This is a genomic window from Sphingomonas prati (assembly GCF_014643515.1).
Classification (GTDB): domain Bacteria; phylum Pseudomonadota; class Alphaproteobacteria; order Sphingomonadales; family Sphingomonadaceae; genus Sphingomonas_R; species Sphingomonas_R prati.
In genome coordinates this window covers 394,128-409,778 of the sequence record NZ_BMJP01000002.1, presented here as the reverse complement: position 1 = coordinate 409,778, position 15,651 = coordinate 394,128, and the positions used below count along the sequence as shown (strand labels likewise).

At 69.1% G+C, this 15,651-nt stretch carries 14 protein-coding genes; 5 read left to right on the top strand and 9 right to left on the bottom strand.

Annotated features, from left to right (window positions below; genetic code table 11):
* Positions 1-31 precede the first annotated feature (31 nt).
* Both IEX50_RS09790 and IEX50_RS09785 read left to right on the top strand, forming a co-directional pair.
* Positions 32-1,054, top strand: a complete 1,023-nt coding sequence (locus IEX50_RS09790) for a quinone-dependent dihydroorotate dehydrogenase (RefSeq protein ID WP_157176662.1) — start codon at positions 32-34, stop codon at positions 1,052-1,054.
* Positions 1,055-1,124: 70 nt separating this feature from the next.
* The gene (locus IEX50_RS09785; protein ID WP_157176663.1) at positions 1,125-2,912 is read left to right on the top strand and encodes an AMP-dependent synthetase/ligase; all 1,788 of its coding nucleotides are present in this window, start codon (positions 1,125-1,127) and stop codon (positions 2,910-2,912) included.
* Between the two features lie 3 nt (positions 2,913-2,915).
* Here IEX50_RS09785 and IEX50_RS09780 read toward each other — a convergent pair whose 3' ends face one another.
* The 6 genes from IEX50_RS09780 to IEX50_RS09755 form a co-directional block, all read right to left on the bottom strand.
* Positions 2,916-3,308, bottom strand: coding sequence for a hypothetical protein (locus IEX50_RS09780; RefSeq protein ID WP_157176664.1), 393 nt, complete (start codon positions 3,306-3,308; stop codon positions 2,916-2,918).
* A 27-nt stretch (positions 3,309-3,335) separates the two neighbouring features.
* Positions 3,336-4,064: a hydroxyacylglutathione hydrolase gene (gloB, locus tag IEX50_RS09775; protein WP_157176665.1), complete on the bottom strand. Its 729-nt coding sequence runs from the start codon at positions 4,062-4,064 to the stop codon at positions 3,336-3,338.
* Position 4,065: 1 nt separating this feature from the next.
* Positions 4,066-4,479: a VOC family protein gene (locus IEX50_RS09770; RefSeq protein ID WP_157176666.1), complete on the bottom strand. Its 414-nt coding sequence runs from the start codon at positions 4,477-4,479 to the stop codon at positions 4,066-4,068.
* A 45-nt stretch (positions 4,480-4,524) separates the two neighbouring features.
* Complete coding sequence (locus IEX50_RS09765; RefSeq protein WP_157176667.1) at positions 4,525-5,187, bottom strand: tetratricopeptide repeat protein; 663 nt, start codon at positions 5,185-5,187, stop codon at positions 4,525-4,527.
* Positions 5,184-5,912 (bottom strand): alpha/beta fold hydrolase, encoded by a 729-nt coding sequence (locus IEX50_RS09760; RefSeq protein WP_157176668.1) that lies wholly within the window; start codon positions 5,910-5,912, stop codon positions 5,184-5,186. Before IEX50_RS09760 ends, IEX50_RS09765 begins: the two co-directional genes overlap by 4 nt.
* A gap of 78 nt (positions 5,913-5,990) precedes the next feature.
* Complete coding sequence (locus IEX50_RS09755; protein WP_157176669.1) at positions 5,991-7,301, bottom strand: dicarboxylate/amino acid:cation symporter; 1,311 nt, start codon at positions 7,299-7,301, stop codon at positions 5,991-5,993.
* 195 nt (positions 7,302-7,496) lie between these two features.
* Between IEX50_RS09755 and IEX50_RS09750 the strand changes: the two genes are divergently transcribed.
* Together IEX50_RS09750 and thrS are read left to right on the top strand one after the other, a co-directional pair.
* Positions 7,497-8,189 (top strand): hypothetical protein, encoded by a 693-nt coding sequence (locus IEX50_RS09750; protein WP_157176670.1) that lies wholly within the window; start codon positions 7,497-7,499, stop codon positions 8,187-8,189.
* A gap of 47 nt (positions 8,190-8,236) precedes the next feature.
* Positions 8,237-10,228 (top strand): threonine--tRNA ligase, encoded by a 1,992-nt coding sequence (thrS, locus tag IEX50_RS09745; protein ID WP_157176671.1) that lies wholly within the window; start codon positions 8,237-8,239, stop codon positions 10,226-10,228.
* A 142-nt stretch (positions 10,229-10,370) separates the two neighbouring features.
* On the opposite strand, the gene IEX50_RS09740 is transcribed toward thrS, so the two are convergent.
* The 3 genes from IEX50_RS09740 to IEX50_RS09730 all read right to left on the bottom strand — a co-directional run bounded on the left by IEX50_RS09740 (position 10,371) and on the right by IEX50_RS09730 (position 14,741).
* Entirely contained in the window at positions 10,371-11,573 is a 1,203-nt protein-coding gene (locus IEX50_RS09740; protein WP_157176672.1) for a pyridoxal phosphate-dependent aminotransferase, read from the bottom strand.
* A 64-nt stretch (positions 11,574-11,637) separates the two neighbouring features.
* The gene (gene pabB, locus IEX50_RS09735) at positions 11,638-13,386 is read right to left on the bottom strand and encodes an aminodeoxychorismate synthase component I (protein ID WP_157176673.1); all 1,749 of its coding nucleotides are present in this window, start codon (positions 13,384-13,386) and stop codon (positions 11,638-11,640) included.
* Complete coding sequence (locus IEX50_RS09730) at positions 13,383-14,741, bottom strand: MATE family efflux transporter (RefSeq protein ID WP_157176674.1); 1,359 nt, start codon at positions 14,739-14,741, stop codon at positions 13,383-13,385. The genes pabB and IEX50_RS09730 overlap by 4 nt, the downstream gene beginning before the upstream one ends.
* Before the next feature lie 185 nt (positions 14,742-14,926).
* Between IEX50_RS09730 and msrA the strand changes: the two genes are divergently transcribed.
* Positions 14,927-15,622 carry a peptide-methionine (S)-S-oxide reductase MsrA gene (gene msrA, locus IEX50_RS09725; RefSeq protein ID WP_157176675.1) on the top strand — a complete coding sequence of 232 codons (696 nt, stop codon included), beginning with the start codon at positions 14,927-14,929 and terminating at the stop codon, positions 15,620-15,622.
* Positions 15,623-15,651: the final 29 nt, after the last annotated feature.

The following is a 15,651-nucleotide window of genomic DNA, read 5'->3' as shown; positions in this document are numbered from 1 at the left end:
GACCTCGGCCGCCGCCTGCCATAGCGTCGCCATGCGCGCCTTCGATCTTGTCCGCCCCCTGCTGTTCCGGATCGAGGCGGAGCGGGCGCATGCCCTGACCATCGCCGGGCTGGCGCGGTTGCCGGAACGGGCGCCGGCGGACGACGCGGCGCTGGCGACGACGGTGGCGGGCATCCGCTTTCCGAACCCGGTCGGGCTGGCGGCCGGCGTCGACAAGAATGCCGAGGCGGCGACCGGTTTCCTGACGCTGGGGTTCGGCTTCGTCGAGGTCGGCACGCTGACCCCGTTGCCGCAGGACGGGAACCCAAGGCCGCGGCTGTTCCGGCTGCCCAAGGACCGTGCGGTGATCAACCGGATGGGGTTCAACAATGGCGGGCTGGACGCCGGGCTGGCGCGGCTGAGCGCGCGGCGGCCGAAGGGGATCGTCGGCGTCAATGTCGGCGCGAACAAGGACGCGGCGGACCGGATCGCGGACTATGCCGCCGGCGTGGCGCGTGCGTCGACCGTGGCGGATTATGTGACGGTGAACATCAGTTCGCCCAACACGCCGGGCCTGCGCGGCTTGCAGAGCGGGAGCGAGCTGACCGCGTTGCTGGCGGCGGTGCAGGGCGCGCGGGGGGCCGTGCCGGTGTTCCTGAAAGTCGCGCCTGACCTGGATCGCGCGCAGATCGACGGGATCGCGCGCGCCGCGATCGACAGCGGGATCGACGCGCTGATCGTATCGAACACGACGATCGCGCGGCCCACGCTGCGGTCGCGCCATGCGGGCGAGGCCGGCGGGCTGTCGGGTGCGCCGTTGCGGGAGCCGGCGTTGCAGTGCCTGCGCGATTTCCGGGCGGCGACGGGCGGGCAGTTGCCGCTGATCGGCGCGGGCGGGATCGGATCGGCGGAGGATGCCTATGCGCGGATCCGAGCGGGTGCGTCGCTGGTCCAGCTCTATTCGGCGCTGGTGTATGAAGGGCCGGGGCTGGCGCGGCGCATGACGCGGGCGTTGCCGACGCTGCTGAAGCGCGACGGGTTCGCGTCGGTCGCCGATGCGGTCGGGACGGGGTAGCACCCGATTATCGTTGCCGCGGTGGCGGTCGGGCCTAGGGTATCGCGACACGGGCCGGGCAGGAGCGGACATGCGGCAACTCGAACATTTTCCGAACCTGGTCACGATGTTCTTCACGCGGGCGGCGGAACGCGGCGATGCGCCATTCCTGTGGGTGAAGCATGACGGCGTGTGGACCGCGACAAGCTGGCGCGCGGCGGCGGAGCAGGTGGCGGTGCTGGCCGCGGCATTGCGCGACATGGGGCTGGAGCGCGGCGACCGGGTGATGCTGGTGTCCGAGAACCGTCCGGAATGGTGCGTGGCGGACCTGGCGATCATGGCGGCGGGGTGCGTGACCGTGCCGACCTACATCACCAATACCGAGCGCGACCATGCCCATATTCTGAGCGACAGCGGGGCGCGGGCGGTGATCGTGTCGACCGCGAAGCTGGCGCGGGCGCTGCTGCCCGCGGTCCTGCGGTCGACGCATTGCGACCTGATCGTCGGGATCGAGGCGATGGGGGTGGGGCAGCAGGCCGGCAATGTGCGGTTCGCGGACTGGCAGGCGATGATGATCGCCGGGACCCCGGATCTGAAGGCCTGTGCTGCGGGGGCGGACTTCGAGCGCGGGGACCTGGCGTGCGTGATCTACACGTCGGGCACGGGTGGCGCGCCGCGTGGGGTGCAGCAGCATCACGGGGCGATCCTGCAGAATGTCGCGGGCTGCGTCGATGTCATCTCGACCGATTTCGGGTGGGGGGACGAGGTGTTCCTGTCGTTCCTGCCCGCGTCGCACGCCTACGAGCATAGCGGCGGGCAGTATTTCCCGATCGGGCTGGGCGGGCAGATCTATTATTCCGAGGGGCTGGAGAAGCTGGCGAGCAATATCGAGGAGGTGCGGCCGACGATCATGGTCGTCGTGCCGCGGCTGTTCGAGGTGTTGCGCACGCGGATCCTGAAGCAGGTCGGCAAGCAGGGGCGCGTGCCGAACTATCTGATGAGCCGTGCGCTGGCGATCGGGGCGGGGCGGATGGCGGGGCGGCCGCGGTGGCGCGACAAGCCGATGGAGCTGATCCTGTCGCGGACGCTGCGGCCCAAGATTTCCGCAAAGTTCGGCGGGCGGTTGAAGGCGATGGTGTCGGGCGGGGCGCCGCTGAACCCGGAGGTGGGCGTGTTCTTCGATGCGCTGGGCGTGACTCTGTTGCAGGGCTACGGCCAGACCGAGGCGGCGCCGATCATCTCGTGCAACCGGCCGTCGGCGGGGATCAAGATGGATACGGTCGGCCCGCCGCTGAAAGGCACCGAGGTGCGGATCGGCGAGGACGGCGAGATCCTGGTGCGCGGCGAGTGCGTGATGCACGGTTACTGGCGGAACCCGGCGGAGACGGCGCGGGTGTTGGTGGACGGCTGGCTGCACACTGGCGACATCGGCCATATCGACGACGCCGGGCGGGTGGTGATCACCGACCGCAAGAAGGACCTGCTGATCAACGACAAGGGCGACAATGTCGCGCCGCAGCGTGTGGAGGGGATGCTGACGCTGGAGCCCGAGATCCTGCAGGCGATGGTTTACGGCGACCGGCGGCCGCATCTGGTGGGGCTGATCGTGCCCGATCCGGAATGGGCGCGGGAGTGGGCGGCGGCGCAGGGGGTCGATCCGGCGAAGGTGGCGGAGGATCCGGGATTCGCCCGTGCGCTGTCGGCCGCTGTGGACCGCGTGAATGCCGGGCTGTCGGTGACGGAGAAGGTACGGCGGATCGTGGTGGCGGACGAGCCGTTCGCGATCGAGAACGAGGAACTGACGCCGTCGATGAAGATCCGCCGGCACGTGATCCGCGCGCGGTACGGCGCGCGGCTGGACGCGCTGTACCGGAAGTAGCGGCTACTTCGCCTTGGCGTAGGGCGTGAACGTGCCGAGGCCGCAGGAGCCCATCGGCATGCGCGACCCGCGATCGACGGACGAGATGATGTCGCCGCGGCACAGCCGGGTGGACGGCGTGCGCGAGACGATGATCGGGTCCGACCGGAAGCCGCAACCGCCGGCTGGCTGGTTCACGTAGAGCAACTGGCCCGTACGGTAGACGATCGTGTCGGGGTTCGAGAGCGTATCGGAGCTCCGGACGCGGGGCAGGTCGATACAGTCGACCGGCGCACCGGCGACGCGGTCGCCGATCAGCTTGTCGAGCGCAGGGGTGCGGACGATCGGCACGTCCGCCGCGACGGCGGGGACCGATGCGGCGGCGATGAGGAGGGCGGCGGACAAGCGGATCGACATGGCGGGGAGTCTCCTGGCGCGAAGCGGTTACCCGCGGAAATCGTCCTTGGCGGCGCGGTGGCGGGCAAGCGTCGCGACGTCGGGGGCACGGACGAAGGGGTTGGTGGCGCGTTCCAGCGCCACCGTGGTGGGGAGGGTCGGTTTGCCGTCCGCGCGGAGGCGGTCGATCTCCGCCGCGCGGTCGCGGATGGCGGCGTTATCGGGTTCGGCGACCAGTGCGAAGCGGGCGTTGGCCGCGCTATATTCGTGCGCGCCGTAGATCAGCGTTTCACCGGGCAGCGCGGCGATGCGAGTGAGCGCGTCGTGCATCTGGGCAGGCGTGCCCTCGAACAGCCGCCCGCAGCCCATGACGAAGATGACGTCGCCGGAGAACAGCATCGCGGGGTCGGCGAAATGATAGGCGATGTGGCCGTTCGTATGGGCCGGGACCGCCATGACGGTCGCGCTGAACGCGCCGATCGTGACACTGTCGCCGGCCGACACGGTGCGGTCGAGCGTCGGGATGCGGTCCGCCTCCGCAGCCGGGCCGGTGATGGTGCAGCCGGTCGCGGCCTTGATCGCCGCGTTGCCGCCGACATGGTCGGGGTGCCAGTGGGTGTTCCAGATCTGGCCGATCGTCCAGCCGCGCTCCGCCGCCGCGGCAAGGACCGGTTCGGCCTCGCCCGGGTCGATCACGACGGTGTCGCCGCTTGCGTCATCATGCAACAGCCAGACATAGTTGTCCGAGAGTGCGGGGACGCAGGCGACGTCGATCATCTTACCAGGTCCCGGTGTTGGGCATCGAGGCCCAGGGTTCCTGCGGCGGCAACGTGCCGTTTTGCAGCAGCTCGACCGAGATGCCGTCGGGCGTCTTCACGAATGCCATGTGGCCGTCGCGCGGCGGGCGGTTGATCGTGACGCCGGCGTCCGACAGCGTCTGGCACGTCGCGTAGATATCGTCGACCTGGTAGGCGAGATGACCGAAGTTGCGGCCCGAGCCATATTCCTCCGGGTCCCAATTGTGAGTCAGTTCGACCTGCGCGTCCTCCTGCCCCGGCGGGGCGAGGAAGATCAGCGTGAAGCGACCCTTTTCATTCTCCATCCGCTTGACCTCTTTCAGGCCGAGCAGCTGGAAGAAGCGGATGGTGGCGTCCGGGTCCGAAACCCGGATCATGGTGTGGAGATAGCGCATTCCACGTACTTAGGAACCGCGGCGGCGGGTGCAATGCCGGGGGCGTCAGCGGCCGACGGGAGAGACCGGTTTGAGCGGCATCTGGGCGATGCGGGCGGCTTCCTCGGTGATCTCCGGCGCCCTCGGATCGCGGGTGCGTGCCTCGGCCAGGTCGCGGACCGCGCGGCGCTGGTCGCCCTGTCGGCGGGCGAGCGCGGCGGACAGCAGCCAGGCGAGCGGGTCGGCGGGGACGAGCTTCAGCGCCTGATCGAGGTCGATACGTGCGGCAGGCAGGTCGTTCAGCGCGACACCGGCGCGGGCGCGGTCAAGATAGGCCTCGCCGCGCATGACGTCGGTCAGCACGGGGAGGGAGAGCGCCTTGTCGAGATCGCCGCGCGCCTTGGACGGATCGTCGGCGGCGAGTGCGGCATTCGCGGCCTGCACCCAGAGCGCGGCGGCGCGGCCGTCGCGGGCGGCCTCCGCCTCGGTCGCGGCTTGCGCGAAGGCAATTTCGGCGGGGGCCCATTTCTCCTGCGCGACATAGGCGAGGCCGAGGCAGAGCCGGGCGGGGAGGCCGCCATTGGTCGCGGCCCAGCGTTCGCCCTCCGCCACTGCGGCGGCGGCGTCGGTCTTGATGAGCGCGGTGCAGGCTTCGAAGCGCTTGGTCGCGACGGTGGGCGGCGCGGCGGGGCCGGCGGCGGCCTGAAGCAGGAGGAAGAGAGCGATCATAGCGTGTCCAGCAGCCGGTCGACCGTCGCGATCAGCAGGGCGATATCCTGCGGCCGCGACAATCGGTGATCGCCGTCCTTGACGAGAATCGTCTGCACGTCGGCTGAACGCAGCGCGTCGGCGAGGCGGAGGCTGATCGCGAACGGCACGTCGCGGTCGGCCTGTCCGTGGAGCAGGCGGACGGGGACGTCGAGCGCGATCGGTGCGTCGAGAAGGAGGGACGCCTGGCCGCTTTCCCAGAAGCGCTGGGTGATGACCATCGGGTCGCCATAGTCGGACGGTTCGACGAAGCGGCCGTCGCGCGCCATGATCGCACGGGCGGCGTCGCCATAGCCCCATGCGGTGAAGTCGGGTGCGGCGGCGATGCCGACGAGGCCTGCGATCCGATCGGGCCGGGCAAGCGCGACGAGTAGCATGAGCCAGCCGCCCATCGACGAGCCGACGAGCATGATGGGGCCTTCGACGACGGTATCGATCAGCGTGAGGACGTCGTCGCGCCAGTCGGTGAGACTCTGATCCTCGAACGCGCCGTCGCTGGCGCCGCAGCCGGCATAGTCGAGGCGGAGCATCGCGCGGCCCGTGTCGGCGGCCCAGGCGTCGAGCGCGAGCGCCTTGGAGCCGGTCATGTCGGACGCGTAGCCGGGGAGGAAGACGATCGTCGGGCCGGTGCCGAGGCGGTGGTGGTAGCTGAGCGCGGGGCGGTCGGGGCGGGTGTGGGTTGGCATGCTGGGGGTGTAGCATGGAATTGGTGGGTGAGGTGTTGCGTCTGGGCCCCGGCCTTCGCCGGGGAACAGACGCTAAGGTCAGGCCTGCGGGTCGATATCCAGACCCGCGCGGCCGGCGGTTGCGGTGCGCGTCGGGGCGTGGGGTGGTTCGATCTCGGCGGGTTCGCGGACCTCGAGCTGGCCTTCCCACTTGGCGACGACCACCGTGGCGATCGCGTTGCCGACGACGTTGGTGCCGGACCGGCCCATGTCGAGGAACTGATCGACGGCCAGGATCAGGATCAGCCCGGCCTCGGGAATGCCGAAATTCCCCATGACGGCGGAGATCACGACGAGGCTGGCGCGCGGCACGCCGGCCATGCCCTTCGACGTGATCATCAGGATCAGCACCATCGTGATCTGCTGCCCCACCGAGATGTCGATGCCGTAGAGCTGCGCGATGAACAGGCTGGCGAAGGTCATGTACATCATCGACCCGTCCAGATTGAACGAGTAGCCGAGGGGCAGGACGAAGCTGGCGATGCGGCGCGGCACGCCGAACCGGTCGAGCGCCTCGAGCGTGCGGGGGTAGGCGGCCTCCGACGATGCGGTCGAAAAGGCGAGCAGGATCGGTTCGCGGATGTAGCGGATCAGCAGCGTGATGCGCGGCCCGATGAAGACGAACGCGGCGAGGAACAGCACCAGCCAGAGGATGGCGAGACCGAGATAGAAGCTGCCGATGAACTTGCCGAAGGTCAGTAGGATCGTGAGGCCGTTGACCGCGACCGCGTGGGCGATCGCGGCGAACACCGCCAGCGGGGCGGCGCGCATGACGTAGTCGGTGATCTGCAGCATCAGCGCGACCAGCGATTCCATGCCGCGCACGATGGGCGACGCCTTCTCGCCGATGGCGGTCAGTGCCACGCCGACGAACAGTGCGAACACGACGATCGGCAGGATGTCGTTCTTGGCCATCGCGTCGAAGATAGAGGTGGGCACGATATGAGTCAGGAAATCGTGGAGATTGAACGCCTTGGTATCGAGGCCGAGCGTTTCGGTGACCGGCGGCAGCGGCAGCGAAAGCCCGCGGCCGGGGCCGAGCAGGTTGACCAGGATCAGCCCCAGCGTCAGCGAGACGACGGTGGCGGACAGGAACCACGCCATCGTCTTCGCGCCGATCCGGCCGAGTGCCGCGGTGTCGCCCATATGCGCGATGCCGACGACGAGCGTCGAGAAGACGAGCGGCGCGATGATCATCTTGATCAGCCGCAGGAAGATGTCGGTGACGATCGTGAAGCCGTCGGTCGCGCCCTTGATATCAGCGGGGGCGATCATGGCGTTCATCACGAACCCGACGACGATGCCGAGCACCATGCCGATGAGGATGTAGAGGGTCAGGCGCTTGGCCAAGGCGTGGCTCCGATATGGTGTCGGCCGGGGTTAGAGCGGGAAAGGCGGGGCAGGGTCAAGTTTTGTGGGTTGGCCAGCCTGTTACCAGAGCCGGATTTCGCGGGCTGTTGCATCCACCCCCGACCCGCTCTCCTGGAAGGGAGGGGCTTTGCCGGCGTGACTGGAACCGGCGCAGGGTGTATGCGTCGGAGCAGGATGATTGCTTTATTTGCTTTGGCCGCCGTCACCAATATCGCGGCACCGACGCCGCGGCCGGGGTGGTTCCTGTGTGATTCGGTCGATGTCCCCGTGGCGGCATTGGTCGGCCCGGTGGAACGCGGGCAGAGCCTGATCAGTACCGTTTCACGTGGAACGGGCAAGGTCGTGACGCGGCGTTTCGCGGTCGGGCCGGCGGAGGCGGGGATGAGCCAGATCCATTATCCGCTGACGCTGGCGGGGCGGCCGGCGGGCGATCTGCATTATGTTCAGCCGGCGGTGCTGGCCGATCCGACGATGGCGCGGACGCCGACTTTTACCTCCGTCACGCTCGATGGGCGGACGATGGGGTGCCGCTGGGTCGCGAACACGGTGTTCATGGGGTTGACCGCGCGGCGCAGTTTCCTGGTGACGGAGGATGGCCGGCAGATCGTCTATCGCAGTTTCGACGCGGCGGATGAGGGCAAGGTCGTCCAGACCGCCGGCCTCGGGCGGAGCAACGCCGCGACGCTGACCGTCGGCGGCGGGGTGCGCAGCCGGGTGGGCAAGGCGACGCGGTTCCGGTTCGTGAACCGCGGCTATCGGTACGACGTGACGGTGCCGGATACTGGCGCGGCGCGGGTGTCGGTCAGCCGCAGCGGGCGGTTGCTGCAGACCGAGACGTTGCTGGGCTATACGCTCGCGAAACCCTGACAGTCCTGACTTGCCCCCCGTTGCCGCGCTGGCGCATAAGCCCGGCCATGACACAGATGTTCCGGATCACCCTTCCCGACGGCTCGTTGCGTGAGGTGCCGGCCGGCACGACCCCGGCCGATATCGCCGCGGCGATCGGTCCCGGCCTGGCCAAGGCGGCGATCGCGGCGCGTGTCGACGGCGCGGTGCGCGACATCATGCGGCCGTTCGAGGGCGACGCGCAGCTGGCGCTGATCACCGCGAAGGACGAGAAGGACGCGCTGGAACTGGTGCGCCACGATCTGGCGCATGTGATGGCGGAGGCGGTGCAGCACCTGTTCCCCGGCACGCAGATCACGTTCGGCCCGGCGACCGACGACGGCTTCTATTACGACTTCGCGCCGAAGGACCGGCCGTTCACCGAGGAGGACCTGCCCGCGATCGAGGCGGAGATGCGGGCGATCATCGCGCGCAACGAGCCGTTCGTGCGCGAGGTGTGGAGCCGGCAGCAGCTGATCGACCGCTGGACCGAGCAGGGCGAGACGTTCAAGGCCGAGTGGGCCGCCGAGCTGCCCGAGGGCGAGGAGCTGACGATCTACCGCCAGGGGGCGTGGCTCGACATGTGTCGCGGGCCGCACATGGTGTCGACGGGCAAGCTCGACCCCGCAGCGTTCAAGCTGACGCGGGTGTCGGGCGCGTATTGGCGCGGTGACCAGAAGAACGCGATGCTGAGCCGGATCTACGGCACCGGCTGGCTGAACAAGAAGCAGCTCGACGCGCACATGACGCGGATCGAGGAGGCGGCCAAGCGCGACCATCGCCGCATCGGGCAGGAGATGGACCTCTTCCACCTCCAGTCCGAAGCGCAGGGATCGGTGTTCTGGCATCCCAACGGCTATCTGCTCTGGCGCCAGCTGGAGGCGTATATGCGCCGCCGGCTGGATGCAGCGGGCTATGCCGAGGTGAAGACGCCGCAGTTGATGGATGCGCGCCAATGGGAGGCATCCGGCCATTGGGGCAAGTACCGCGAGAACATGTTCGTGGTGCCCGACGAGGTGCCGAACACCGAGGACGAGGGCCCGGTGCTGACCGGCGAGGGCGACCTGATGGCGCTGAAGCCGATGAACTGCCCGGCGCATGTGTTGATCTTCCGCCAGGGGATCAAATCGTACCGCGACCTGCCGATGCGGCTGGCGGAATTCGGCTGCTGCCACCGCAACGAGCCGCATGGCGCGCTGCACGGCATCATGCGCGTGCGGCAGTTCACGCAAGACGACGCGCATATCTTCTGTCGTGAGGACCAGATCGTCGAGGAGGTGCGGCTGTTCTGCGACCTGCTCGACACGGTGTACAAGGATCTCGGCTTCGACAGCTATGCGATCAAGTTGGCGCTGCGGCCCGACAAGCGGTTCGGGACCGAGGAGATGTGGGACCGGGCGGAGGGCAATCTGCGCGATGCGGTGCGCGCCGCGGGGCGGGCCGGGCCGGAATATGGCTGGGAAGAGCTGCCGAACGAGGGCGCGTTCTACTCGCCGAAGCTGGAATTCCACCTGACCGACGCGATCGGGCGGACGTGGCAGTGCGGGACGATCCAGCTCGACTATGTCCTGCCCGAGCGGCTCGACGCGAGCTATATCGGCGAGGATGGCGAGCGGCACCGTCCGGTGATGCTGCACCGCGCGATCCTGGGGACGTTCGAGCGGTTCCTGGGCATCCTGATCGAGCATCATGCCGGGCGCTTCCCGCTGTGGCTGGCGCCGGTGCAGACCGTGGTGGCGACGATCGTGTCGGATGCCGATGATTATGCGGGTGAGGTGATGAAGCAGCTGGCGGCGGCCGGACTGCGCGCGGACCGCGACGTGCGGAACGAGAAGATCAACTACAAGGTGCGCGAGCACAGCCTGGCGAAGGTGCCGGTGCTGCTGGTGGTCGGCAAGCGCGAGGCGGAGGAAGGCACGGTCGCGATCCGCCGGCTGGGGAGCCAGGCGCAGACGATGATGCCGTTGGCGGACGCGATTGCGATGTTGCGGACGGAGGCGTTGGCGCCGGATCTGGTTTGAGGGTTGGGGCGCGGTAGTGCGCCAACCCTTTGACCCACACTCCGACCCGTTTGGTTCGAGCCTGTCGAGAACTCAGCGCGGAGTTCTCGACAGGCTCGAACCAAACGGCGTTGGTGGGGTGGCTTGTGACTTGTTGTAAGGTTTAGCTCAGCGCCGCACACGCCGTTGCGATGCGCTTGCAGGCTTCGGTCAGGAGCGCCTCGGACGTGGCGTAGCTGATCCGGAAGGCGGGGCTGAGTCCGAACGCGGCGCCGTGGACCGCGGCGACGCGGGCTTCGTCGAGGAGGTAGGTGACGAGCTGTTCGTCCGTCTCGATCGTGGCGCCCTTCGGCGTGGTCTTGCCCATCAGGCCGGACACGTCGGGATAGACGTAGAACGCGCCCTCCGGCGTGGGGCAGGCGATCCCGGGGATCGCGTTCAGCAGCCGGACGACCAGGTCGCGGCGGCCCTGGAACGCGGCGTTGCGTTCGGCCAGGAAATCCTGCGGGCCGTTGAGCGCCGCGACCGCCGCGGCCTGCGCGATCGAGCAGGGGTTGGACGTCGACTGCGACTGGAGCTTCGCCATCGCCTTGATCAGCCAGGTCGGGCCGCCGGCATAGCCAATCCGCCAGCCGGTCATTGCATAGGCCTTGGAACAGCCGTTCATCGTCAGGGTGCGATCGTAGAGATCGGGGCAGACCTGTGCGATCGTGGCGAAGCGGAAGCCGTCATAGACGATGTGTTCGTACATATCGTCGGCCAGGATCATGACGTGCGGATGGCGGCGGAACACCGCGCCGAGCGCCTCCAGCTCGTCCGCGCCGTACGCCGCGCCGGTTGGGTTGGAGGGTGAGTTCAGGATCACCCACTTGGTGCGCGGTGTGATCGCGGCCTCGATCTGGTCGGCGGTCACCTTGTACTGCTGATCCGCGCCGGCCGGCACGATCACCGGGGTGCCGCCCGCGAATTCGACGATGTCGGGGTAGCTGACCCAATAGGGTGCCGGGATCACGACCTCGTCGCCCGCGCCGACCGTGGCGACCAGCGCGTTGAACAGCGTGTGCTTGCCGCCGACGTTCACGCTGATCTGGTTGGCGGCGTAGGTCAGGTCGTTGTCGCGCAGGAACTTCGCGGCGATCGCGGCCTTCAGTTCGGCGGTGCCGTCGACATTAGTGTATTTCGTCTTGCCCGCGCGGATCGCGGCAATCGCGGCATCCTTCACGAAATCGGGCGTGTCGAAGTCGGGTTCGCCGGCACCCAGGCCGATCACGTCGATGCCCTGCGCCTTCAGGTCCAGCACGCGGCTCGTCATGGCGAGCGTCGCGGACGGCGTGATGCGATCGAGGCTGGCGGAGGTCGTGGTCATGTCGCGGGGCCTTTGCGTGCCGGGGCGTCCGGCGGGGGCGCGATAGCCCGTGCAGGCGCAGCTTTCAACCGGTCGACGGCACCAATCGCGCAACGATCAGCCCGCGGACCGCATTGCCGACGAAGAACCCGTTGCGCAGGTCGTCGCGGGTGAGAGTTGCGGTCTCCGCGCGGCCCTCCTTCAGCAGGTGCGTGCACAGGACGCCGGGTAGCAGGCCGCCATCCGGCGCAGGCGTCTGGAGCGGGGCGGCCGCGGAGCCGACGAACAGGCTGGTGAAGCTGCCCTCCGTCAGGCGGCCGTCGGGGCGTTCGAACAGGACCTCCCACGTCCCCGCCGCGGCGCGGGCCGCGTCGTAGAAAACGCGGTCGCTTGTCTTGTGGGTTAGCCGGAAATCGGAGGGATCGACCGGCAGCGGGACGATAGCGACACCGACGGGGCCCGGCGGGGTGAGCGGCAGCGGGGTGGCGACGATCGAGACCGCGCCGGACCGCGCCAGCATCAGCCTGACGCGCATGTCGGATTCGAGCCGGAAGGTGGCGGCCTGCAATTCGTTGCGGACGTCGTGGCGGTCGAACGCGAAGCCGAGTGCGGCGCAGGATCGTTCGAGCCGCGCCATGTGAAGGTCGAGGTTGCACAACCCTTCGAGCGGATCGAAGCGCATCGTTTCGATCAGGTCGAACGGGCGCGCGCCGGTGCCGACGAACCGCGCCTTGGCCTGGGCCTCCGCCCATTCGGCCGCGACGTTCGAGTCCGCGACGATCCCGGAGCCGAGGCCCATCATGGCGGTCGCGGTGCCGGCGTCGATCCGGAGCGTGCGGATCGCGACGTTGAACGCGGCGTCGCCGTCCGGGGCGATCGCGCCGATCGATCCGGTGTAGACGCCGCGGGGCCAGGGTTCGACGGCGGCGATGATCTCCATCGCGCGGATCTTGGGCGCGCCGGTGACCGATCCGCACGGGAAGGTTGCGGCGAGCACGTCGACCGCGTCGCGGCCCGGCGCGAGCGTGGCGGTGACGGTGGAGGTCAGCTGGTGGATCGTCGGATAGGTTTCGACGGTGAACAGGTCGGGGACCGCAACGCTACCCGCCACCGCGACCCGTGCCATGTCGTTGCGGAGCAGATCGACGATCATGAGGTTTTCGGCGCGCTGCTTGGGGTCCGTCGCCAGATCGCTGGCGGCGGCTGCGTCACGTGCCGGATCGGGGTCACGCGTCGCGGTACCCTTCATCGGGCGGGCGGTCAGGCGGTCGCCGACGACCGTGAAGAACAGTTCGGGCGAGCAGGAGAGCAGGTGGCGCGCGCCGTCCCAGACCAGTGCGCCCCAGCCGCCGCCGGCCGCCGCGCGCAACCGGGCGTAGAGCGCCAGCGGGTCGCCCGCGACGCGGATGTCGGCGGGGAAGGTGAGGTTCGCCTGGTAGATATCGCCGGACGCGATGCCGGCCTGCACCTGTTCGAACGCAGCGGTGTAGTCGGGGAAGGCGATGCGCGGGACGACCGGGCCGGTCGCGGCGCCGGCGGGGTCGGGGAGCCAGTCGGCGGCGACGACGGGCTCGCCGTGAGCGAACAGCCCGAACCAGCCGAGCGGCATTCCGGCAACGCCTGCCGTCATCAGTCGGGGTTCGAGAGCCGCGCCGGCACCATAGGCCAGGTAGCCGGCGGCATGGAGGCCATCGGCGCGGGCCTGCCGCAGGGCGTCGAGCAGGAGGGGGATGTCGGCAGGCGTGTCGGCCTGCACGACGCGGACCGGGTCGCGGTAGAGCGTCGCGTGGCCGTCCGGGCGCTGGTCGTCGATCAGGACGAACGGAGCGGTCATGACAGGCCCAGCCGTTCGCGTTGTGACCAGCGGACCATCATGAGCACGGACACGACCGCCAGCCCGCTCGCCAGGCCGATCCAGACGCCCATCCCGGCCATACCACGGTAGAAACCGAGCCAGACGCCGACGCCCAGCCCGATAACCCAGTAGCCGACCAGCGCGAACGCCATCGGCCAGGCGGTGTCGTGCAGCCCGCGCAGCATGCCCGCGCCGACCGCCTGTGCGCCGTCGACGACTTGGAACAGCGCGGCGATGGCCAGGAACGAGACGGCGAGCGCCACCACCTGCGCATTGGCGGGATCGTTCACGTCGAGGAACGCCGAGACAAGCAGCCGCGGGATTGCGAGCAGCACGGCGGCCATCAGGCACATGAACCCGGTGGTGAGCACGAACGTCGTCCAACCGGCGCGTGCCACGCCCGCCCGGTCGCCGCGCCCGCTGGCGAGGCCGACGCGGACCGTCACCGCCTGCGCCATGCCGAGCGGGACCATGAAGCAGAGGGCGGCGATCTGGATCGCGATGGCGTGCGCGGCCAGTGACGCGGTGCTGAGCAGGCCCATCAGGAACACCGCGGCGTTGAAGACCGTCACCTCCAGCGCGAGCGTGATCGCGATCGGCAGGCCGAGCCGCCAGAGCTGGCCGAAGCGCGGCCAGTCGCTCCGCCACCAGCGGCCGAACAGATGGTAGCGCCGGAACCGGCGGTCGACCAACACGACGGTCGCCAGCCCGCCAAACATCAGCAGGTTGGCGATCGCGCTGCCGATGCCGGCGCCGACCAGCCCGAGCGCGGGAATGCCGAACGCGCCGAAGATCAGCACCGCGTTGATCCCCGCATTGGCCAGGATCGCGAGCGCCGCGATGCCGAGCGTCCAGCCGGGTCGCCCGACCGCGGCCATGAAACTGCGGAGCACGAGGAAGCCGTAGGCCGGCAGCAGCCCCCACATCGTCGCGCGGACAAAGCCCTGCGCCGCGCGGGACAGCGCCGGGTCCTGCCCCAGCGCGATCAGGATCGCGGCGGCATGCCACAGGATCAGCCAGAACGGCACGGCGAGCACGAATGCGGACCACAGCGCCTGTCGCACCGTGCGGCGCACCTCGCGCACCGAGTTCGGCCGCGCGCCGAGCGTGCGCGACAGCATCGGCGAAGCGGCGGTGACCACGCCGGTGCCGAAGAACAAGCAGGCGGTGATGAGGTTCACGCCGAGCGCGCCGGCCGCGAGCGTCGCCGGCCCGACGAGGCCAAGCAGGGCGACGTCGGTGGCGTTGATCGCCGCCTGCGCCAGGTTGGTCAGCACCAACGGCGCCGCCAGCGCCAGCGTGGCACGGATTTCGCTACGGGTGGCCGGCGACATGAACCCCCTTACCGAGCCCGGCGCGGATCGTCACCCCGTCGGGCGTTTTGCGCGATTTGGGCGGTCGAACCCGCCATTGCGGTTGGGTTTGGACCGATTGTCCGGGCGGCGCGGCGGTCCTTGCAACCGGGGGGGCGGGCCACGACGTAACTCCTACGAACATTGCGTGAACCACGAGGCCTGCTATGACCATCCGATCCTCCATCGTTGCCGCCACCGCCGCCGGGATCATCGCGGTGGGGATGCTGAGCACCGTGTCCGCCGCATCCGCCGAAGTCGCGGTGCGGACGCCCGTGCCGGCGGTCGATCCGGCGGTGCCGGCGAAGATGCAGACCGCGGTGTTTGCCGGTGGCTGCTTCTGGGGCGTGCAGGGCGTGTACCAGCGCGTAAAGGGCGTGACGTCGGCGGTGTCGGGTTATGCCAATGGCGCGGCGAACACGGCAAATTACGACACCGTGTCGGGTGGCGAGACCGGCCATGCCGAGGCGGTGCGCGTGACCTATGATCCGCGTGTGGTAAGCTACGGCAAGCTGTTGCAGGTGTATTTTTCGGTCGTGGCCGATCCGACGCGGCTGAACGCACAGGGGCCGGACCACGGGACGCAGTACCGTTCCGCGCTGATGCCGACCACGCCGGCGCAGGCGCAGGTGGCGCGCGCCTATATCGCGCAGTTGAACAAGTCGGGCGTGTGGAAGCGACCGATCGTCACACGGATCGAACCGATGAAGGGCTTCTATCCGGCCGAGGCGTATCATCAGAACTACCTCGTCAATAATCCCTACTCACCGTACATCCGGGTCAACGACCTGCCGAAGGTGAAGGCGTTGCAGAGCTTCTACCCGGCGCTGACCCGGCCGCAGCCGGTGCTGGTCCGCGGGTGACCCCGATCGGTCGGGTACCGGTTGGCGAA